We start from the raw sequence: 20,903 nt of genomic DNA, 5'->3' as shown, positions 1-20,903 counted from the left end.
TCATCTTGCAGGATTGTGTACAGCGGGGCCCGGGTCGATGTCGAGCCGGAAGACATCCTCCATCGCCTGCGCGGAAAAACGACCGGAGATGTAGGCGCTGCCCTTCTCCGCGACGTCACGCCAGCGATCGTCGTTTCCAAGCAATGCCACGACCTCCATGGCCACCTTGCAAGGATCGTCGGAAACGGGCACGGCGTCCGTCAGGCCATCCAGGCCCTGCGCACCCACGGGCGTCGTCACCAGCGGCAAGCCATAGTTCATCGCTTCCACAACCTTGCTCTTCACGCCTGCGCCGAAACGCAGCGGAACGATCGCAACGCGCGCGATGCGGTAGTACTCCAGCAATTGCTCGTCGGTCACGTATCCCGTTACGGTGATGTCATCCGCGGCCAGTCGCTGGACTTCCGCGGTCGGGTTGGAACCGACCAGCCAGAGATGGACACCCGGCATGCTTGCCCTGATCAGCGGCATGATGTCGTGCACCAGCCATTTCGCCGCATCGACATTGGGCGGATGGCCGAATCCCGCGACGAACAGGATGCCGCTGCGCCCTTGCGGCGACAGCTCGGACAGGCCGGCCGGCGCCGCGTCAAAGAAATATGGCGGTACCGTGTGCGCCTTTGCCCCCGGCAAGGCTTCCAGCACCGTCTGGGTCTCGGTGGGCGACGGATAGTAAACCACGTCCACGCTCTTCCACAGCGTCAGCTCCAGCTCGCGCATGGCGGCAGCCTCCCTGCGAGCAGCCTCCGAGCCCGTCAGTTCTGCTTCATTCAGCAGGCGCGCATAGTGCAGGTCATGGCCGTAGAACAGGACCTTGGCACGGCTGCAGGCGCGCACCGCAGACAAAAACTCCTTGGCGACGGAAGGCCGGCTCAGCAGCACATAGTCGAGCAGCGAGCCATGCTCCGCGATCCAGCCACCGAAGTCGTTCTGGAACTCCCCGCCATAGAACACTTCAATGCCTGCCTGCTGCAGGGCCGAGACATAGTCGGGGTCGTACCAGAGATTCTGAGGCCAGAACTTCACGTTCAGGCCCATGCCTTGTAGCACACGCAGAAAACACCACATCGAACGGGACCCGGCATCGCGATCCGGCTGCGGCACATAGTGGTCAATGACCAGGATGGTCTTCTTACCGGCCGAGCGTTCGTGGGCATGGAACACGTTGGTGCCGTTGTCGAAATGCTCGCGGTTCAGCACCTCGCGCCAGCGCTCGTGGAACTTCTTCTGGTTCTCCACCTGGTAGGCCTTGATGCCGCCACCGGTATCGGTGCCATGCGAAATGCCTTCATAGTGGACGATCACCGACCTCGGTTGGTAGAGTACACGCTTGCCGGCCGCTCGCACGCGGAACGCCAGATCCGAGTCTTCACAATAGGCGGGAACATACCATTCGTCGAAGCCGTTCAGTTCGCGGAACAATGCCGTCGGGATCAGCAGCGATGCGCCAGAGCAGTAATCGGTGTCCTTGACGTAGTTGTAGACACTGCGGGTCGGCTCGTCGAGGCGACCGAAATTCCAGGCGGAACCATCACGCCACAGGATGCCTCCGGCTTCCTGCAAGCGGCCGTCCGGATACACCAGCTTGGAGCCGACCATGCCGCAGTCCGGCTCCTTGTCGAACAGCGCCAGCATGGTGTCGAGCCATCCCGGCGTCACCTCTGTGTCGTTGTTCAGGAAATACAGGTATTTTCCGCGCGCCAGGCTTGCGGCATGGTTGCACGAGCGGATAAAGCCGAGATTCACCTCGTTCATCACGAAGCGCAGGCCGGGGATTTCCTGCATGCGCAGGATTTCCTGGTCGCCGGAAACGTCTTCGGCAACGATGACCTCGATCGGCACGCTCGGCATATGCGCGCAGATGGAGCGCACGCACGATAGGGTGTGGCTGATATTGCCGTAGGTCGGGATGATCACCGACACCACCGGCTCCGCCACCTCTTCCAGCTTCAGGCTGGCGAGCACCTCGTCGACATCACCGGCCGCGACCGGACCCAGCCCGACCGGAGTCAGCGCCATGCCGGCGCGATGGCGCCGCCACACCTCATAGTGGACCATGCCCTTGAATAACGGGCCGGCGACGCGGTAGGCAACACCGACGCTACGATCCTTCCACTTCTTGGACAGCGGAGCGCGCTGGTAGACCTCGCGACCGATCCGGATCAGCGAGGAACGCAGGTTGTCGAGCACTGCGGGGAAGTCGCCCCGCGCGAGCCGCGAAGCAAACCGCAGCGGACCCGTCATCCGCCAGGAAAGCGAGCGGCGCATGGCTTTCAGTTCGGTCTCTCCGGCCGCGATCTTGCCGAGCAGCCGGTCGTGCTCCAGACGCGCCAGCTCGAGCTCGTGCTTGAAATAGGCCGCCGCATCCAACGCCTCCACCGGCCACGACAGGCCGCCCGATTGCGGAGCCGGCATGGCGGGAGCTGGAGCGGAGTCAGACACACTCGGGCCGGCCGCCGCCGCACGGCGGCGGAACCGCTTTTGCAACCGCCGCAGGCCCGTATTCTCATACTTGGCCCGAAGCGACGAAACTTGCTGGTCGAGCGACAACGCCCAAGCCGTGCGCTCGTCGAACTCGGCCTGCAGCTCGCCAAGGCGCTTGCGCACCGAGGCTTCCTCCTCGCTGAGGCGCCCCGCCCACCTGGCGACCTCCTCCCGCTCGGCGTAGAGATCCACGCCCTCCTCGAAGAACACCGAAGCCGGGCCTGCCGGCAACTCCACCTCCGCGGCGGAGCAGATGGCGACGAAGTACATCATATCGTCGGCCGACACCGTGGTTGCCTTGACCACGTCGCCGCGCATCGTCAGCGCCTGGTACGCTGCCTGGCTCCCATCCAGCGGCAGCAGCACCGAGCTGGTGGCAAGCCGCTGGCCATAGTAGCTGACCTTGGCAAAACACGAGCGCAGCAAGGCATCGAACTCGTCGAAGTAGAGTTCCTTGACGTGATACTCGTTGTGGTAATCGCGGTCGTCGGAATAGACCTTCTTGTTCGGTGAAGACATGACCAGCACGCCGTCGGGACGAAGCACCCGGCGGACCTCCTTGATCATCTCCTCGTGCCCGAGCAGATGCTCGATCGTCTCGAACGACACCACCACATCCACACTGGCATCGGGCAGGGGAATCGCCGTGGCGCTGCCCGCCACGAAACGCAGGTTCTGGTGCTGCTGGTAGCGTTCGCGCGCGTGCGCGACCGCCTCATCGGAAATGTCCACGCCAACAACCGACTTCGCGCGGGTCGCCATGAGGGCGGATCCATATCCCTCGCCGCAGGCGATGTCGAGCACGTCCTTGCCGGCAGCTATATCCAGCGACCAGCTGTAGCGGTGCATATGCTCGTAGCGGATCGCCCCTTCTTCGGTGGGAACGAATCGTTCGCCGGTAAAGTTAAGCACTGACTATTCTTCCTCAGAAATTGCGATGTCGAGCATCGGGATACCGACCAGTCCATGCCGCATGGAGCTGTCCACCGCGCGCAGGGTCAGAGCGTCGTGCACCCAATGCTGCTGTGTATGGTCTTGCTGCGTGCCCGAAGCGACGGCTGCATCCACGGAATAGGCACCGACCGGCAAGGTCGGCATACGGAAGAGGAAGGACGCGCGATAACGCTTGCCGGCCTCACCTGACAGGGCGTCTTCGAGCGTGGCCAGGAAGGTGTTGTCGCCGAACAGACGCTGGCCCAGCCGGTCCTTCAGGTAGAAGCCGAAAATGAGGCCATCCAGCGCGGCATGGAGCTCGGCAGTGATGCGCAGCTCGACCAGCTCGCCGCCGTGGACCAGCTTCAGTTGCTCGCCATGCTCGTCCACCAGCACGGCATCGACGATGGACGCACCGCGTGCGCCGAACTCGCTGTCAGCCTGCTCGGGATCAAACTCGAATACTTCGATCTGCGTGCCGCCCCCTTGCGCGCGGAGCTTCTCCCAGCGGGCGTCCACCACATCGAGCTCGGTCTTCTTGCGTGGCTTCCTCTGCTTGGCGGCTCCGACCTTGACGGACACGCCAAGCGCACCGCGGTCCAGCGCATGCTGCTCCGCCAGGTATGCCTCGACGGTTTCCTTGGCGTTGCCGTCCATCTTCAGCTCGCCATGGTCGAGCCAAATCGCGCGCGAACACAGGCTGGTCACCGCCCCCACGTCATGACTGACGAACAGCAGCGTGCCGGTCTTCTGGAACTCCCGCAGGAAACGCATGCACTTCTGCGTAAAGCGCACGTCCCCCACCGAGAGCGCTTCGTCCACCACCAGCACATCGGCATCGACGTGCGCGGCGATGGCAAATGCCAGCCGCACATACATGCCACTGGAATAGGTTTTCACCGGCTGGTTGATAAAGTCACCGATCTCGGCGAAAGCAACGATGGAATCGAAGCGCTTGGCGAGTTCGTCCTGCTCGATGCCATATAGCAGCCCGCTCAGGTAAACATTCTCCTCACCGGTGAACTCCGGGTTGAAGCCGGCCCCCAGTTCGAGCAGCGCGGCGATGCGGCCGCTGACGCTGACCTCGCCCGAGGTTGGGAAAAGCGTGCCGCACACCAGTTGTAGCAGGGTCGATTTGCCCGAGCCGTTCTGGCCGATGATCGCAACGGTCTCGCCCTGCTGGACGTCGAAGCTGACGCCGCGCAGAGCCCAGAATTCACGGAAATACTCCGGCGGATGCATGCCGACCATGCGCTTGAGGCGCGGCACGACCATCTGTTTGAGGCGGTCCTTGGGCTGCGCGTAGATCTCGTAGCGCTTGCCCAGCTTGTCGACGCGAATCACGGACTTAGAGGACATCGGAGAACCCCTTGCGCGTCTTCTGGAACCAGGCCAGTCCGCCCCATGCCACGCAGTAGCCGACGGCCAGGTAGAGCAGCCAGCCCAGCCAGTCGATGCCGTTTCCCCAGATCGCGGCGTTGCGGATCTGCTCGACGATGAAGGTGATCGGATTCAGGTACAAGAGCGGGCGCAACCGCTCCGGCACCGATTGCAGCGGATAGAACACCGGTGCCATGAACATCAGCAGCGACGTGACGATGCCCATCACCTGCCCGAGATCGCGCAGGTAAACGCCAAGCGAAGCGAGCAGCCACACCAGGCCGGCAATCAGGATCACGAAGGGCAGCAGCACCACCGGCACCAGTAGCGCGGTCAGCGGCAGGTGGCCCTGCCAGATGAAGATCGCGCCGATCAGGATCACCGATGCCACCAGCGTATGGAACAGTGCCGAGCCGATGGCAATCCAGGGCAATGTCTCAAGCGGAAATACCACCTTCTTGACGAAGTTCGGGTTGTTCACCACCAGGGTCGGCGCGCGCTGCAGGCACTCGGCGATCAGGCCGTGCACCAGCACCCCGGCGAACATGACCACGGCGAACTCCAGGTGATCGGTCGAAGTCGGGCGCCAGCGCGACTTGAACACCACGCCGAAGACGAAGGTGTAGATCAGCAGCATCAGCAGCGGATTGATGAAGGTCCACAGCAGTCCCAGGAACGATCCCTTGTAACGGCCGGCGACCTCGCGCTTGACGAACTGGGTGATGATGCTGCGGTTCGCCACAACGGACTGCACCACGATCAGCGGGTGCAGGCTGGGTTTCTCCTTCATGAGCGGTGCCCCCGCCGGCTCGTCATCGGGACCTGGCGGCAGTCACCGGCGCCACGTGCTCGGGATGGCAGGATCATGCGAATACCTCGGCATCGGGCAGGCGCTTTCCGGCCGCGTCCTTGGCCGCAAGCACGGGCTCGCCGCCAGCCAGCGGCCATTGGATCCCCAGCGCGGGATCGTTCCAGGCCAGGCTGCGCTCATGCTCCGGGTACCAATAGTCAGTGGTCTTGTACAGGAACTCTGCCGATTCCGAGGTCACCACGAAACCATGGGCGAAACCCTCCGGCACCCACAGCTGCCGTTTGTTCTCGGCCGACAGCATCGCGCCGACCCATTTGCCGAAGGTAGGCGAGCTCTTGCGCAGGTCGACGGCCACATCGAAAACCTCGCCGGCGACCACGCGCACCAGCTTTCCTTGCGGATGCTGGATCTGATAATGCAGGCCACGCAATACGTTGCGCACGGAACGAGAATGATTGTCCTGGACGAATTCGCGCTTGAGGCCGGTAGCGGCTTCAAACGCCTTGGAATTGAAACTCTCGAAAAAAAAACCGCGGTCGTCGCCGAATACTCTCGGCTCGAGGACCAGCACCTCGGGTATCGCGGTGGCGATGGCTTTCAGGTTCATGACGTGGCTTACTTGATCGTTTCCGAGACTATGCGCTGCAGATACTTCCCATATCCGTTCTTCGCCAGCGGCGCCGCCAGCGCCGCCACCTGCTCGGCGCTGATCCATTTGCTGCGGTACGCGATCTCCTCCGGGCAAGCCACCATCAGCCCCTGGCGGTTCTGCAGCGTGGCGATGAAGCTGGCCGCCTCCAGCAGCGAGTCGTGCGTGCCGGTGTCCAGCCAGGCATAGCCACGGCCCATGATCTCCACGTCGAGTTGCCCCAGCGCCAGGTAGTGCTTATTGACATCGGTGATCTCGAGCTCGCCGCGGGCTGACGGCTTGATATCGGCAGCAATGTCACAAACCTGTCGATCATAGAAGTAAAGTCCGGTAACCGCGTAGTTCGAACGCGGCTTCTGCGGCTTTTCTTCAAGCGAAAGCGCACGGAAACCCTCGTCGAACTCCACCACGCCATAGCGCTCCGGATCGTGCACGTGATAGGCGAACACGGTGGCGCCTGCCTGCTGGCCGGCGGCACTCTCCAGCTGGCGCACCAGGTCATGCCCATGGAAGATGTTATCGCCCAGGATCAGCGTGGACGGATCGTTGCCGATGAAGTCACGGCCGATGATGAAGGCCTGCGCCAGCCCGTCGGGACTGGGCTGCACCGCGTACTGCAGGTTGATGCCCCACTTGCTGCCATCGCCCAGCATGTCCGCAAAGCGCGGCGTGTCTTCCGGCGTGGAAATCACCAGGATGTCACGGATCCCTGCCAGCATCAGCGTGGACAGCGGATAGTAGATCATCGGCTTGTCGTACACCGGCAGCAGTTGCTTGGAGACAGACCGCGTGATGGGGTAAAGCCGGGTGCCGGAGCCACCGGCCAGGATAATGCCTTTGCGCATGGTGTTCTGGTCAGGTAAGGATCTGATCGAGCAGGAGATGGACACCCTGCTGCCAATCCGGAAGATAGATGCCGAAGGTCTCGCGCAGCTTGCCCGTATCCAGCCGCGAGTTGGACGGGCGCGGCGCCGGCAGCGGGTAGGCGGTCGCCGGGATCGCCTCGATGGCCGCCGGGTCCACCTTGAGTTCGACGCCCTTGGCGGCGGCATAGCGGACCACCTCGCTGGCGTAGCCATGCCAGCTCGTCTCTCCGGCCGCGGCCAGGTGGTAGATGCCGCCGGCAAACTCTGCGCGCTCGCCGAACAGCCAGTGCCGCGCGATGATCTGCGCGGTCACGTCGGCAATCAATGCGGCCGTGGTGGGCGCGCCGAACTGGTCGGCGATCACGCGCAGGCTGTCGCGCTCGCGCGCCAGCTTGAGCATGGTCTTGGCGAAGTTGCCGCCATGCGCGCCGGCCACCCAGCAGGTGCGCAGCACCAGCGCCGCCGCGCCGGTCGCCGCGACGGCCAGTTCACCGGCCAGCTTGCTCTTGCCGTAGACGGACTGCGGCGCTACCGCATCGGTCTCGACGTAGGGGCCTTCCTTGCGGCCGTCGAAGACGTAGTCGGTCGAGTAGTGCACCAGCAGGCTGCCGAGCACCTTGGCTTCCTCGGCCAGCACGCCGGCCGCGGTCGCATTGATGGCGAAGGCCGTCTCGGCGTCGGCTTCGGCCTTGTCCACCGCCGTGTAGGCCGCCGGGTTGACGATCACGTCCGGCCGCAGTTCGCGCACGCGGCGGCGGATCTCGTCCGGACGCGACAGGTCGCAGCCGGAGCGGTCCAGTGCGACCACCCGGCCCAGCGGCGCGAGGCTGCGGCGCAGCTCGAATCCGACCTGGCCGTTACAACCGGTGACAAGGAGTGTGGGGATGCGGGAAGCCTTAAACTGCATATTGCTTGGCTACCCAGTTGCGGTATTCCCCCGACATCACATCCTGCACCCAGGCCTGGTTGTCCAGATACCACTGCACGGTCTTGCGCAGGCCGGTCTCGAAGGTCTCGGCCGGCTTCCAGCCCAGTTCGCGCTCGAGCTTGCGGGCGTCGATGGCGTAGCGCCGGTCATGGCCCGGGCGGTCCTTGACGAAGGTGATCTGATCCCGGTAGGAGCCGGCCGCGCGCGGCTTGAGCTCGTCCAGCAGGTCGCACAGGGTGTGCACCACGTCGAGGTTGGTCTTCTCGTTCCAGCCGCCGACGTTGTAGGTCTCGCCCAGGCGGCCGCGTGCCAGCACTTCGCGGATGGCCGCGCAGTGGTCGCCCACATAGAGCCAGTCGCGCACGTTGAGCCCGTCGCCGTACACCGGCAGGGGCTTGCCCGCGAGCGCGTTGGCGATCATCAGCGGGATCAGCTTCTCGGGGAAGTGGTACGGGCCGTAGTTGTTCGAGCAGTTGGTGGTCAGCACCGGCAGCCCGTAGGTGTGGTGGTAGGCGCGCACCAGATGGTCTGAGGCCGCCTTGGAGGCCGAGTACGGGCTGTTGGGCGCGTAAGCCGTGGTCTCCGAGAACTGCGGGTCGGTAGGGCTCAGCGAGCCGAACACCTCGTCGGTGGAGACATGCAGGAAGCGGAAGGCCGCCTTGGCATCGGCGTCGAGCGCGCCCCAGTAGGCGCGCGTGGCCTCCAGCAGCGTGAAGGTGCCGACGATATTGGTCTGGATGAACTCGGCCGGGCCATGGATGGAGCGGTCCACATGGCTCTCGGCGGCGAAATGCACGACCGCGCGCGGACGGTAGGCAGCAAACAGGCGGTCGATCGCCTCGCGATCGCAGATATCGGTCTGCGAGAACACATGGCGTGCGTCGCCTTCCAGCGAGGCGAGCGTCTTGCGGTTGCCTGCGTAGGTCAGCTTGTCGATGTTGACGACGGCATCCGCGCCTGTGTCACGCAGCCAGCCGAGCACGAAGTTCGCACCGATGAACCCCGCCCCGCCCGTTACGAAGATATAGGACAACTCTTTTGCTCCCTGCCTATCGATATATATGTTCGAGAACCCGGCCAAAGCCGGGCGTCCGCCATATTCCATTGTGGGTTGGCGGGGATCCGTTTGTGCTTGGAAGTGGCGGTATTCTATCTGACAGGCAGTCCCCTCCTGCTGTACCCCCCTAACTTTTTGTACCATGTTGTAACGCAACACTGACTTATTGTCGCTACATCCAAACAATAACCCGCTCTATTCTGGCCTTTCTCGATGCCCGCCTCGCCCACCCCAACCGGCCGCCCTTTCGCCATCGGCGACCTCCAGGGATGCCTGCCTTCCCTCAATGTGCTGCTCAACCGACTTCCGGAGGATGCTCCCCTGCGCTTCGTCGGCGACCTCGTCAACCGCGGCCCCGCCTCCCTGCAGACCCTAAGGGCCATCCAGGGCTTCGGCGCGCGCGCCCGCACTGTGCTCGGCAACCACGATATCCACCTGTTGGCGGTCGCCGCCGGCGTGCGCAAGAAGGGACGCAGTGACACCCTGGATGACATCCTGGCGGCGCCCGACCGCGACGCCCTGCTGGACTGGCTGCGCCATCAGCCGCTCGCCCTGGAAGAGGATGGCTTCCTGCTGGTGCATGCGGGCGTGCTGCCCCAGTGGACGGCCACGCAGGTGCTGGAACTGGCCCGCGAGGTCGAGAAGCAGCTGCAGGGCCCGGGCTGGCAGGATTTCCTCGCCAACGTGTTCGGCAACACGGCGGATCGCTGGCAGGACGGCCTGCGCGGCATCGAACGGCAGCGGGTGGTGGTCAACGCCTTGACACGCCTGCGCTTCTGCAGCGCGGAGGGCGTGATGGACTTCAAGACCAAGGAAGGCGCCGACGGTGCGCCGCAGGGCTTCATGCCCTGGTTCGAGGTGCCAGGGCGGCGCAGCAGCGATGTGACCGTCGTCTGCGGCCACTGGTCGACACTGGGACTGGTGATGCGGCCGAACCTGCTGGCGCTGGACACCGGCTGCGTCTGGGGAGGCCGGCTCAGCGCCGTGCGCCTGGCGCACGACCCGTCGGCACGCGACCTCGTGCAGGTGGACTGCCGGCCTTACTGCGACCCGCTGGCGTAAGTCCCGGCACGGTGGCGCCGGGCGGAGCGGCGGGCCCTCGCAGTCCGCTTCAGCGCGCTGGCGCCGGCACGGCCTCGCCGTCGGGCGTGGTGCCCGCCGCAGCCATGCCATTGACCCGTGCGGCCACGCCATGGGCCTGCTCGTGCGCGCCCTGGGTCAGGTGCATGACCACCTCGCGCGCGGCTTCACCGAGCTCGCGCCGGCTGGCCGAGGCGGCATGCAGGGCCGGGGCGAACGACAGGCGCGCGACGATGGGGGGCGCGGACAACACCGCGTTCAGGCACTGCAGCAGGCTGAGGTCGCCGATATAGGCCGGCGCCAGGGTCGGCTGCCGCGTGGCGGCATCGAGATAAGCCAGCCCCAGGGGCTGCACCGGCAAGCCGGCCGAGAGCGGGGCCTGCATCAGGTTGGCGTGGAAAGGCAGCACGCTGCTGCCGTCGCTGGTGGTGCCTTCGGGGAACACGCACACCAGGTCGCCCTGCCGCATCACCCCGGTGATGTCGTGCAGCACGCGATGTGCGTCGCGCTTGCGCCCGCGCTCGATGAAGATGGTACCGGTCTGCTGGCACAGCCAGCCGATCAGCGGCCAGCTGCGGATCTCCGACTTGGCGACGAAGCGCACCGGCTGCCAGCAATTGATCACGTAGATGTCCAGCCACGAGATATGGTTGCACACCACCATCGCGCCATGGCCCGCGCCGGTCGCAGGCGGCTCGCCCTGCAGCTCGACCGTGATGCCGCACAGGCGCAGCAGGCGCCGCGACCAGCGCCGGATGTGCCATTGGCGCGCGGCCGGCCCCAACCAGGGGAACAGCAGCGCGCAGGTCAGTGCCCCCCGCACCAGGTGCAGCACCAGTCCCAGCTTGCGCAGCCAGACCATGATCGTCGCCCGTCAGTGCGCGTCGTGCACGATGTGGCCGCCGACCAGCGTCGTGCGCACCTTGCCCTGCATCTCGTAGCCCAGCCACGGCGAGTTCTTGCCCTGGCTCTTGAGCGAGCGTCGCTCCACCTTCCAGGCCTGCTCGGGATCGAACAGGCACACGTCGGCGGCGGCACCGACGGCCAGCGTGCCGGCCGGCAGGCCGACCGCGCGCGCCGGCTCGCTGGTGATGCGGGCCAGCGCCTGCGCCAGCGGCACCTTGTGCTCGCGCGCCCAGCGCAGCGTCAGCGGCAGCAGCAGTTCGAGGCCGGTGGCGCCCGGCGTTGCCTCGGCGAAGGGCAGCAGCTTCTCGTCGTCGTCCACCGGGGTGTGGTCCGAGCACAGCGCGTCGATGGTGCCGTCGGCCAGGGCGGCGACGATGGCGTCGCGGTCGCGCGCGCTGCGCAGCGGCGGCGTGAAACGCATCTGCGCGTTGAAGTAGCCGATGTCCACATCGGTCAGCGAGACGTGGTGGATATTGACGTCGCAGCTCACGCGCAGGCCTTCGCGCTTGGCCTGGCGTACCAGTTCCAGGCCCGCCGCGGTGGACAGGCGGCAAAGGTGCACGCGGGCGCCGGTGGCGCGCAGCAGTTCGAAGATGGTGTGCAGGCGCACCGTTTCCGCGAACACCGACACGCCCGACAGGCCCAGGCGCGAGGCGACCGCCCCGCTGGCCGCCACGCCGCCGCCCAGGAAGGGGTCCTCCGGGCGCAGCCAGACCGTGAAGCCGAAGGTCTGTGCGTATTGCAGTGCGCGCAGCAGCACCTGGGTGTTGTGGATGGGTGCCTCGGCCTGGCTGAAGCCGACGCAGCCGGCCTCGGTCAGCTGCGACATCTCGGTCAGCACTTCGCCCTTCAGGCCCAGGGTCAGCGCGCCGAGCGGGTAGACATGGGTCTGGTTCAGCGTGCGGGCGCGGAACTTGAGCATTTCCACCAGGCCAGGCTCGTCGAGCACGGGATCGGTATCGGGCGGGCACACCAGGCTGGTGACGCCGCCCGCGGCGGCGGCGGCCACCTCGGATTCCAGCGTGGCCTTGTATTCGTAGCCCGGCTCACGCAGGCGCGCCGACAGGTCGACCAGTCCGGGGCAAACGACCAGGCCGCTGGCGTCGATGGTCTTGTTGGCATGGAAATCGGCCGGGGCATCGCCCACGCCGACGATCTTGCCGGCGGCGATGTACAGGTCCTGGCGGGCATCGATGTTGCCGGCCGGGTCGATCAGGCGGCCACCCTTGATGTGAATCTTCATATCGCGTCGCTTGCTGTGTTCGCTATGTTCGCTTTGCGCCTCGCGCCCTGTGCGGCGCGGCCTCGCTGCTGCTTCAGTCGTTGTTGCCCGCCACGATGCCCATCACGGCCATGCGTACGGCGATGCCGAAGGTGACCTGGTTCAGGATCACCGACTGCGGGCCGTCGGCCACGGCGGAATCGATCTCGACGCCGCGGTTCATCGGGCCGGGGTGCATCACGATGGCGTCCGGCTTGGCCAGCGCCAGGCGTTCCGGGGTCAGGCCGTAGGCCTTGAAGTACTCCTGCGCCGAGGGCAGCAGCGCGCCGCTCATGCGTTCGTTCTGCAGCCGCAGCATGATCACCACGTCGACGCCCTTGAGGCCTGCCTCCATGTCGTGGAAGACCTTCACGCCCATCTGCTCCAGCCCCGAGGGCAGCAGTGTGCGCGGGCCGATGGCGCGCAGCTCGGGCACGCCAAGCGTGGTCAGCGCGTGGATGTCGGAGCGGGCCACGCGCGAATGGAGGATGTCGCCCACGATCGCCACCGTCAGCTGCGTGAAGTCCTTCTTGTAGTGACGGATGGTGTACATATCGAGCAGCCCCTGCGTCGGGTGCGCATGGCGGCCGTCGCCCGCGTTGATCACGTGCACGTGGGGCGCGACGTGCTCGGCGATCAGGTAGGGCGCACCCGAACTGGCGTGGCGCACCACGAACATGTCGGCGGACATCGCCGACAGGTTGTTGATGGTGTCCAGCAGCGATTCGCCCTTGCTGGTCGACGAAGCGTTGATGTTCAGGTTGAGCACGTCGGCCGACAGGCGCTTGGCGGCGATCTCGAAGGTCGTGCGGGTGCGCGTCGAGTTCTCGAAGAACAGGTTGAACACGCTCTTGCCCCGCAGCAGCGGCACCTTCTTGACCTCACGGTCGGAATCGGAGAGGGAGACGAACTGGCTGGCGGTGTCGAGGATGTGGGTGATCATCTCGCGCGACAGCCCCTCGATCGACAAGAGGTGCTTCAGTTCACCGTTCTTGGTCAGCTGCGGGTTGCGGAACATCTTGGTCATGGCGGGTCGGACCTGGGCAGGAATCGGGTCGGGTTCTTCTTCGGCGCACCGGCAGCGTGGGCCGGGCGCGGGGGGACATCAGCTGGCGGCAGCCTCGGTGGCGAAGGCGAAGCGCATGCCGGCGCCCTCGCCCTGGCGCGACAGCACCAGCGTGCGTTCGCGCGGCAGTTCCAGGCGCTCGGCCACGATGTCGGCGGCGATCGGCAGCTCGCGGCCGCCGCGGTCGACCAGCGCGGCCAGCACCACACGGGCCGGCCGGCCGTAGTCGAACAGTTCATTGACGGCCGCGCGGATGGTGCGGCCGGTCGCCAGCACGTCGTCGATCAGCAATACGTTGCGGTCCTGCACCTCGAACGGCAGCGTGGTTGGCTGGGCCTGGCTGTGCAGGCCCTTCTTGGCGTAGTCGTCGCGGTGGAAGGCGACATTGACCACGCCGTGGCCCGCCAGCCCGAGGTCGGCGGCGAGGCGCTCGGCGATCCAGGCGCCACCGGAGTGGATGCCGGCCACGCCCCATTGCGCGCGGGCCTCGGGGGCCGCGGGCAGCAGGGCCTGGACCTGGTCGCGCAGCGAACGATAGAGCACTTCGGCGTCGGGGGTGGAGGACTGGGTCATGGCGGGATGGTTGTCGGTATTCGGATCGGCGGGTCAGGCGCAGATTCGGCAGGCAGCGGCGCGCGACCGTCAGGCGCCGCCCCGGTCGGGCGGCATGTCAGGCCGCTCGCATGCCTCCGGCTGGTCGAAATATTGCTGCAGGATGATGCGGGCGGCCTCCGCGTCGAGGGCACCCGGACGCGCGCCGGCCATCTGCGCCAGGCGCGATGTGTAGCGTTCGTCGACCCAGCTCACCGGCAGCCCGAAGCGGCCGTTCAACTGGTTGCCGAAGCGGCGCGCCAGCCGCATCGACGGCTGCTCGCCGCCGTCGGGATTGAGCGGCATGCCCACCACCAGCTGGACCGGCGACCACTCCGCGATCAGTGCGGCGACGGCCGCAAAGCGGCCGTCCACGGTCAGGTTCGGGAGGATGGTCAGGGCGCGCGCCTCGCGCGTGACGAAATTCCCCAGGGCAACGCCGATCTTGCGCTCGCCGTAGTCGAAAGCCAGCACGGTACCGTCGCGGGGCCGGCCAAGGCCCGGCTGCTCAGGCATGCCCGGCCTCACCCGAGAGCATGGTCAGGTCGATGCCCAGCAGGCGGATGGCGGCGGCGAAGCGTTCCTCGGGAGGAATGCTGAAGATGATTTCGGGATCGGAGTGGACGGTCAGCCAGCCATTGCGGGACAACTCTTCCTCGAGTTGGCCGGCGCCCCAGCCGGAATAGCCCAGCGTCAGCAGGAAGCGCCTTGGCCCGTCGCCATTGGCGACAGCTTCCAGCACGTCCTTGGAGGTGGTCATTTCCAGGCCACCGGGCACGGTCAGCGAAGAGACATAGCGGCCGACCGGGTCGTGCAGCACGAAGCCACGCTCGGTCTGCACCGGCCCGCCGAAATAGACGGGCTGACTGGCGACCGGCTGGATCTCGAGCTTGAGGTCGATCTTGTCGAACAGCGTGCCCATGTCGATATCGATGGGCCGGTTGATCACCAGGCCCAGGGCGCCACGTTCGTTGTGCTCGCACACATAGACGACGGAACCCGCAAAGGTCGGATCGGCCATGCCTGGCATGGCAATCAGGAACTGATTGGTCAGATTGATCTGGGCTTCGGGCTTCGCCATGCCTTGCATTTTATCAAATCGCCGCGCTTGTTCTGTAAAACTTTGGCGTCAATGCCGCCGCGCGGCCGGGTTCGGTTCCGGGATGGGGTGGGTTGCGCAGGGGCGGGACGCGCCCTCAATCCTTGCGCGTCAGCTGCGCGACTTCTTCGGCGTGCAGCCAGCGCCAGCCGCCCGGCGCCAGGCCGGGATCGAGGCTGACCGGCCCGACCGCGCTGCGGTGCAGGGCGGTCACGTGATTCCCGGCGGCCACCACCATGCGCTTGACCTGATGGTACTTACCCTGCACCAGCGTCAGGCGCATGCTGTGCTCGCCGGTGCCCATGCAGTCGGCCGCCGCCAGCGGCGCCGGTTCGTCATCGAGCTGCACGCCGTTGCGCAGCGCCTCGATCTGCGCCAGCGTCACCGGCTCGGCGGTGGTCACCTCGTAGACCTTGGGCACCTTGCGCTTGGGCGAGGTCTGGGCATGGATGAACTGGCCATCGTCGGACAGCAGCAACAGGCCGGTGGTGTCCTGGTCGAGCCGGCCCACGGCCTGCACGCCGCGCTCGCGCAAGGGCACCGGCAGCAGCGTGTAGACGCTGGGATGGTGCAGCGGCCGCTGCGAGCACTCGTAGCCAGCCGGCTTGTTCAGCATCAGGTAGGCCTTGACGTGGCAGATCCAGGCCTCGCCGTCCACCACCAGGCGCAGTCCCTCCGGCTCGAAGCGCGCGCGCGGGTCGTCGCAGGCCTCGCCGTCGACCTCGACCAGGCCGGCATAGACCAGGTCGCCGCAGTAGCGGCGCGTGCCGAAGCCTTGGGATTGGAGAATACGGTCGAGTGTCATCATGTCGTCATGCGGGAGCCATCGCCCCCAGGAAAAGCCAACCGCGGCGCACCTCGGCGCCAACGGCACTATGGTAGGTTATCGAGCCCATCGCCGACAGCCTGGCGTCCTGAATCCCAAATTCGTTGACTCAGTCCGCCGATCAGTCGCGCGATGCGTTGTCACGAAACACTAGCTGCCACCGACCATGTCCACCACACGACAGCCCTATCGGATCGGCCGCCGCTTTGCGCGCGGCCTGGTCTGGTTTCGCCGTGACCTGCGCCTCGACGACCATGCGGCGCTGCATTATGCCCTCAAGCACTGCGCGCGGGTATGGTGCGTGTTCGTGCTCGACCGGGACATCCTCGATCCCCTGCTCGCCCGCGGCCTGCAGGCCGACCGGCGCGTGGCGTTCATCCTGGCCTCGCTGCGCGCGCTGGATGCCGCGCTGCGGGCCGCAGGCGGCGGCCTGATCGTGCGCCATGCGCGCGCGGCCGAGGCGCTGCCGGCACTGGCCCGCGAACTGGATGCCGAAGCGGTCTTCGCCAACCACGACTACGAACCTTCCGCCCGCGCGCGTGACGCGGCGGTCGCCGCGGCGCTGGCCGCGCAATCGCGCGCCCTCTTCCACTTCAAGGACCAGGTGGTATTCGAGGAGGACGAGATCCTGAACGGTCAGGGCAGGCCGTTCGGGGTCTTCACACCGTACAAGAACGCCTGGCTCAAGACCCTGCAGCCGTTCGACCTGCGGCCCTACCCGGTTGCGCCCTACCTGGGCGCGCTGGCGCCGGCGGACGGGCATGCCGGCCCGCTGCCATCGCTGGCAGCGCTGGGCTTCGCCCCGACCAACCTGGCCGCCCTGCCGCTGCCCCCCGGCAGTGAGGGGGCCCATGCCCTGTTCGACGACTTTCTGGCCCGCCTCGGCGACTACGGCCGCCGCCGCGACTTTCCCGCCCTGCGCGGCCCCAGCTACTTGTCGGTGCACCTGCGCTTCGGCACCATCTCCATCCGCACCCTGGCGCGCGCCGCACACGAGGCAGCGCTGCGCGGCGGCGCCGATGCCGACGGCGCCGCTGTGTGGCTGTCGGAACTGATCTGGCGCGAGTTCTACTTCATGATCCTGCACCACCATCCGCAGGTGGCGCAGGGCCGCAGCTTCCATCCGGCCTACGACGCCATCCGCTGGCTCGACGGCCCGCTCGCCGACGACTACTTCGCTGCCTGGCGCGATGGCCGCACCGGCTACCCGCTCGTCGATGCCGCCATGCTCCAGCTCGCTCAGAGTGGCTACATGCACAACCGCCTGCGCATGGTCAGTGCCAGCTTCCTGTGCAAGGACCTGGGGATCGACTGGCGGCGCGGCGAGCAGCTGTTCGCCGACCGGCTCAATGACTTCGACCTGGCGGCCAACAACGGCGGCTGGCAATGGGCGTCGTCGAGCGGCTGCGATGCGCAGCCCTACTTCCGCATCTTCAACCCGGTCACGCAATCGCAGAAGTTCGACCCGCAGGGCCGCTTCATCCGCAAGTACCTGCCCCAGCTGGCGGCGCTGCCGGACAAGTACCTGCATGCACCGTGGACCGCGCCGGACGACGTGTTGGCCGCGGCGCGCGTGCGCCTGGGCGAGACCTATCCGCGCCCCATCGTGCAGCACGATGTCGCGCGCAGGCAGACGCTGGAGCGCTATGCGGTGGTCAAGGCCCGCGCGGCCGGCACCGGCGCGCAGGCATGAAGCGGATGGCGCTCAGGCCGCCAGCATCGCGCTTTCGCGGTAGTGGCGCTGCGCTTCCTCGAGCCGGTCGGTTTCTTCGAACAGACGCCCCAGCGCCAGGTGGGAACGCACGCGCAGCCGCACCTGCTGCGCCGTATCGGCATATTTCAGCGCGCGCTCGAAGTTGGATTGCGCCTTGCCCCACAGTTGCTCGCCCAGGCACAGCACGCCCAGCGTGTAGTACAGGTCGGCGTCGGCCGGATGCTGGACCAGCCATTTCTCCGCCTGCTGGATCAGCGGCAGGGCCTGGCCAGGCGCCGCACACTCGGCGTAGCGCTGCACCAGGCGCGCATCCCAGTTCACCTTGAGCGCTTCCTCGACGATCTTGCGCGCCTCGTCCTGCTTGCCCAGCGCGGCGAAATAGCGCGCCGCCGGCTCGGCGATGCGCACCGCGCGGCGCTCGTCGGCCGACAGGGTACGCCAGAAGTCCTGCAGCGCCTCGGCATCCTGGCGCCGTTCCTCCAGCATCGCTTCGCAGGCCATCTGCTTGAGCCGCAGCGCCAGCACCGGGTGCAGGGCGTTGCGCTTCTCCAGAGCGCGCGCCAGGCGCAGCACTTCGGACCAGTTCTTCAGGTGCTGGTGGGCGCGCAGCGCGATGCGCTGCACGTGGATCTGCCGCCCGCCCTGGGCCTGCAGCTGCGCGATGGTCTCCAGCGCGCCCTCGGCATCGCGCGCGTCGACCAGCAGCTCGGCCATCGACACCAGCCGGGCCTGCTCGCGCTCCGGATCGGTGACCTGCTCCATCCACTTGTCGCGCCGCTCCGACTCCTGCATGCGGTGCGCCGCGCGCGCGCCGATCAGTGCCGCCGTCTGTGCCTGCGCGGGCCATGCCTGGGCTTCCCGTGCCGCGCGCTCGGCGCGGGCGAAGCGGCCCGCGAACAGGTTCTCGATGGCCTCGCGCAGCGCCGCCTGGGCGCCCGACATGCGCTTGCGCTCACGGTAGGCAGCGGCACGGCGCGGCATTTCCGAGAGGTGCCGCGCCGCCGAGAACAGCGTCCACAGCACGAAGAAGACCAGCAGCAGCAGTGCCAGCGCCAGGTTCAGCGACAGCTCGACCCGGTACGGCGGGTAGAACAGCACCACATTGCTTTGGTTGAACTGCGTGAACAACGCCAGGCCGACCGCGCCGCCGAACAGCAGCGCCACCCAGAACAGAAGCCGCATGCGCTACTCCTTCTTGAGCGCGTGCAGCGCGCCGAGGCTGTCGGCCATGGTCGGCAGCTGTACCGTGACGGCGCCGGCCTGCGCCTGCTTGAGCAGGGTCTGCACACCCTGGACACGGCGCGCGTGGCCGTCGAAGTAGCGTGCGATCATGGCCTGCGCCGCCGCCAGGTCGTTGCGGAACACCGGTTCGTTGCGCGACAGCAGGGCCAGGCGCGCGTTGAGCAGGCGCAGCTTGACGTTCTCGCGCAGGAACCAGCCCTGGTCGCCGGACAGCAGCAGGGCCTCAGCGTCGTCCACGCGGCGCACCCGCACCACGCTGGCGAGTTCCTCGCGCAGGTCGCCCCACAGGCCGCCGAACCAGCCGGCGATCGCATGGCCGGCCTGCTGGGCCGGCGTCGCCGGGCCGCCCGGGCCGCCGTCCTTCGCTGCCTTGCGGGCAGCCTTGCGCGCGTCGGCTTCGCTGCGCTCGAGCATGCGCTCGCTCGACAGCAGCGGCAGCGCGTCGACCTGGTTGATGGCTTCGTCGAGCTTGATCGCGGCGCCGGTCAGGTCGGTATCGGGCACCGCCTTCATGCGGGCGATATCGCGCGCGAGGGCCCGGCGCAGCAGGTTGTACTGCGGCTTGTCGGTACGCGCCAGGCGCGCGTCGGCGCTCTGCAGCGCGGCCAGCGCGACCTGCACGTTGCCCGTGAACTGCAGTTGCTGACCGGCATTGGTCAGCAACTGCTGGATCTCAGCGATCTCCCAGTCGTCGCGGTTGCGCATCAGGTCCTGGTAGACCTGCTCGAGGGCGGCCTGCTTGTCACGCGTCTCGGCGACCTCGCCTTCCAACCCGCCCACCTTGCCCTGCAGGTCCTTGACGGTGTCCTGCGCATTGCGCGTCAGCACGCGCGACTCCTGCACCAGCGCGTCGTTGCTCTGCTGGCGTCGCGCCAGTTCCTGGGTCAGGTGGTCGATGCGCTGCTGAAGCCACCAGAAGCCGCCGCCGGTAGCCAGCAGCAGCACCACGAGCAGCAGCCACCAGGGATTGGCCCGGGAACTGCCGGCGGCCGGCGGCGCGGCCGCGGAGCCGGGAACGGAGGCGGTGGAGGACGGGTTGTCTTGCGTCACGCGTTCGACCTTGATGGAGGTTGCCGACAGCGGCTGCGCTGCCGGCGCGGGCTGGGGCGGGCCCGCATAGGATTCGGCCCACTGCCGGCAGGCGGCCAGCAGGCCGTCGTCCCCGGGCGCCGCGCGCAGCAGCCGTGCGAAGCCCAGTGCGCCGGCCTGTTCGGCAATTCTCGCATGCGGCGCGATGCACTGCACCTGGTGCAGGCAGGCAAGTTCCTGCGGCGACAGGTGCTGGCGCGCCAGGGCATCGAGGTTGCGCACCGCTTCCGAGCTGGTCAGCAGCCAGGCCTGCGGCGGCGCACCGGGACGCAGGCCGTCCCGCACCGCTTGCCATTGCAGGGGGCCGGGCTCGGGCACGGCCCGCCGGTAGGCTTCGACCGCTTGCACCTCGGCGCCGGCCTCGCGCAAGCGCTCGGCCAGCCAGTCGCGCCCGCCGTTGCCGCGCACCAGCAGCACCTCGCGCCCGGCCAGCGCCGCCAGGTCGAGCGCGCTGCCGAGCTGCGCCCACAGTGCCTCGGAATCGAAGCGCGGCGCGTCGGCGGCCTCACCGCCCTGGGCCGCGTGCTCGCCCGGGCCATTGTCGTCCGCGCCGCCGTCGGCGGCGCCCGCCGGCGCGATCACCTGCTCGCGCGGCGCGCCGATGCCACGCTGCGCCAGTGCCGCGACGCTGGCGGGCCCGACCACCGCGATGGGCACGCCCACCGGCCATTGCGGCACGGCCGCGCCCTGCACTTCGGCCAGCGCGTCCAGCGCATGGCTGATCGCGTTCGGACTGACGAAGACCACCAGCGCGAAGTCGGCCAGCCGGGCCAGTGCGGCGCGCAGCGGTGCCGGGTCGGCGGCCGGCCCGATCGCCAGCAGCGGGAAGCCCAGCACGTCCAGGCCCGCGGCCTGCAAGGCCTCGGTCAGGTGCCGGGACTGCCCGGCGGGTCGTGTCACGACGACGGTCGGGCGAGGCAT

18 protein-coding genes are annotated in these 20,903 nt (G+C 67.3%); 2 read left to right on the top strand and 16 right to left on the bottom strand.

Annotated elements, in window-relative coordinates; translation table 11 throughout:
* The 7 genes from BKK79_RS15305 to rfbB all read right to left on the bottom strand — a co-directional run bounded on the left by BKK79_RS15305 (window position 1) and on the right by rfbB (window position 9,084).
* Window positions 1-3,396, bottom strand: coding sequence for a methyltransferase domain-containing protein (locus BKK79_RS15305; RefSeq protein ID WP_198173283.1), 3,396 nt, complete (start codon window positions 3,394-3,396; stop codon window positions 1-3).
* 3 nt (window positions 3,397-3,399) lie between these two features.
* Window positions 3,400-4,776, bottom strand: coding sequence for an ABC transporter ATP-binding protein (locus BKK79_RS15300; RefSeq protein ID WP_071037969.1), 1,377 nt, complete (start codon window positions 4,774-4,776; stop codon window positions 3,400-3,402).
* On the bottom strand, window positions 4,766-5,587 hold the full coding sequence (locus tag BKK79_RS15295) for an ABC transporter permease (RefSeq protein WP_071037968.1): 822 nt from the start codon (window positions 5,585-5,587) through the stop codon (window positions 4,766-4,768). Before BKK79_RS15295 ends, BKK79_RS15300 begins: the two co-directional genes overlap by 11 nt.
* A gap of 73 nt (window positions 5,588-5,660) precedes the next feature.
* Window positions 5,661-6,215, bottom strand: a complete 555-nt coding sequence (rfbC, locus tag BKK79_RS15290) for a dTDP-4-dehydrorhamnose 3,5-epimerase (protein ID WP_071037967.1) — start codon at window positions 6,213-6,215, stop codon at window positions 5,661-5,663.
* 8 nt (window positions 6,216-6,223) lie between these two features.
* Window positions 6,224-7,102, bottom strand: a complete 879-nt coding sequence (rfbA, locus tag BKK79_RS15285) for a glucose-1-phosphate thymidylyltransferase RfbA (RefSeq protein WP_071037966.1) — start codon at window positions 7,100-7,102, stop codon at window positions 6,224-6,226.
* Between the two features lie 10 nt (window positions 7,103-7,112).
* Window positions 7,113-8,030, bottom strand: coding sequence for a dTDP-4-dehydrorhamnose reductase (gene rfbD / locus BKK79_RS15280; RefSeq protein WP_071037965.1), 918 nt, complete (start codon window positions 8,028-8,030; stop codon window positions 7,113-7,115).
* Window positions 8,020-9,084, bottom strand: coding sequence for a dTDP-glucose 4,6-dehydratase (rfbB, locus tag BKK79_RS15275; protein WP_071037964.1), 1,065 nt, complete (start codon window positions 9,082-9,084; stop codon window positions 8,020-8,022). The genes rfbD and rfbB overlap by 11 nt, the downstream gene beginning before the upstream one ends.
* A 237-nt stretch (window positions 9,085-9,321) precedes the next feature.
* Here rfbB and BKK79_RS15270 point away from each other — a divergent pair, with 237 nt between their 5' ends.
* Window positions 9,322-10,170: a symmetrical bis(5'-nucleosyl)-tetraphosphatase gene (locus BKK79_RS15270; protein ID WP_071037963.1), complete on the top strand. Its 849-nt coding sequence runs from the start codon at window positions 9,322-9,324 to the stop codon at window positions 10,168-10,170.
* 49 nt (window positions 10,171-10,219) lie between these two features.
* Here the strand turns inward: BKK79_RS15270 and BKK79_RS15265 are convergent, their stop codons facing one another.
* From BKK79_RS15265 to BKK79_RS15235, 7 genes are all read right to left on the bottom strand, one after another.
* On the bottom strand, window positions 10,220-11,050 hold the full coding sequence (locus BKK79_RS15265; RefSeq protein ID WP_071037962.1) for a lysophospholipid acyltransferase family protein: 831 nt from the start codon (window positions 11,048-11,050) through the stop codon (window positions 10,220-10,222).
* Between the two features lie 12 nt (window positions 11,051-11,062).
* The gene (locus BKK79_RS15260) at window positions 11,063-12,337 is read right to left on the bottom strand and encodes a dihydroorotase (RefSeq protein WP_071037961.1); all 1,275 of its coding nucleotides are present in this window, start codon (window positions 12,335-12,337) and stop codon (window positions 11,063-11,065) included.
* A gap of 73 nt (window positions 12,338-12,410) precedes the next feature.
* A complete protein-coding gene (locus BKK79_RS15255) occupies window positions 12,411-13,382 on the bottom strand; it encodes an aspartate carbamoyltransferase catalytic subunit (RefSeq protein WP_071014937.1) in 972 nt (323 codons plus the stop codon).
* Between the two features lie 78 nt (window positions 13,383-13,460).
* Entirely contained in the window at window positions 13,461-13,994 is a 534-nt protein-coding gene (gene pyrR / locus BKK79_RS15250; protein WP_071014940.1) for a bifunctional pyr operon transcriptional regulator/uracil phosphoribosyltransferase PyrR, read from the bottom strand.
* A gap of 69 nt (window positions 13,995-14,063) precedes the next feature.
* Window positions 14,064-14,528, bottom strand: a complete 465-nt coding sequence (gene ruvX / locus BKK79_RS15245) for a Holliday junction resolvase RuvX (protein WP_071014942.1) — start codon at window positions 14,526-14,528, stop codon at window positions 14,064-14,066.
* Window positions 14,521-15,093 carry a YqgE/AlgH family protein gene (locus tag BKK79_RS15240; protein ID WP_071016544.1) on the bottom strand — a complete coding sequence of 191 codons (573 nt, stop codon included), beginning with the start codon at window positions 15,091-15,093 and terminating at the stop codon, window positions 14,521-14,523. Before BKK79_RS15240 ends, ruvX begins: the two co-directional genes overlap by 8 nt.
* A gap of 115 nt (window positions 15,094-15,208) precedes the next feature.
* Window positions 15,209-15,916 (bottom strand): 16S rRNA pseudouridine(516) synthase, encoded by a 708-nt coding sequence (locus tag BKK79_RS15235; RefSeq protein ID WP_071038546.1) that lies wholly within the window; start codon window positions 15,914-15,916, stop codon window positions 15,209-15,211.
* 187 nt (window positions 15,917-16,103) lie between these two features.
* Between BKK79_RS15235 and BKK79_RS15230 the strand changes: the two genes are divergently transcribed.
* On the top strand, window positions 16,104-17,630 hold the full coding sequence (locus tag BKK79_RS15230) for a cryptochrome/photolyase family protein (protein ID WP_071037960.1): 1,527 nt from the start codon (window positions 16,104-16,106) through the stop codon (window positions 17,628-17,630).
* Between the two features lie 12 nt (window positions 17,631-17,642).
* Here the strand turns inward: BKK79_RS15230 and BKK79_RS15225 are convergent, their stop codons facing one another.
* Together BKK79_RS15225 and hemDX are read right to left on the bottom strand one after the other, a co-directional pair.
* The gene (locus tag BKK79_RS15225) at window positions 17,643-18,833 is read right to left on the bottom strand and encodes a heme biosynthesis HemY N-terminal domain-containing protein (protein ID WP_071014948.1); all 1,191 of its coding nucleotides are present in this window, start codon (window positions 18,831-18,833) and stop codon (window positions 17,643-17,645) included.
* Window positions 18,834-18,836: 3 nt separating this feature from the next.
* Complete coding sequence (hemDX, locus tag BKK79_RS15220) at window positions 18,837-20,903, bottom strand: fused uroporphyrinogen-III synthase HemD/membrane protein HemX (RefSeq protein WP_071037959.1); 2,067 nt, start codon at window positions 20,901-20,903, stop codon at window positions 18,837-18,839.

The sequence above is a fragment of the Cupriavidus sp. USMAA2-4 genome (assembly GCF_001854305.1).
In the GTDB taxonomy this organism is placed as follows: domain Bacteria; phylum Pseudomonadota; class Gammaproteobacteria; order Burkholderiales; family Burkholderiaceae; genus Cupriavidus; species Cupriavidus malaysiensis.
This window is presented reverse-complemented; position numbering and strand designations above follow the sequence as displayed.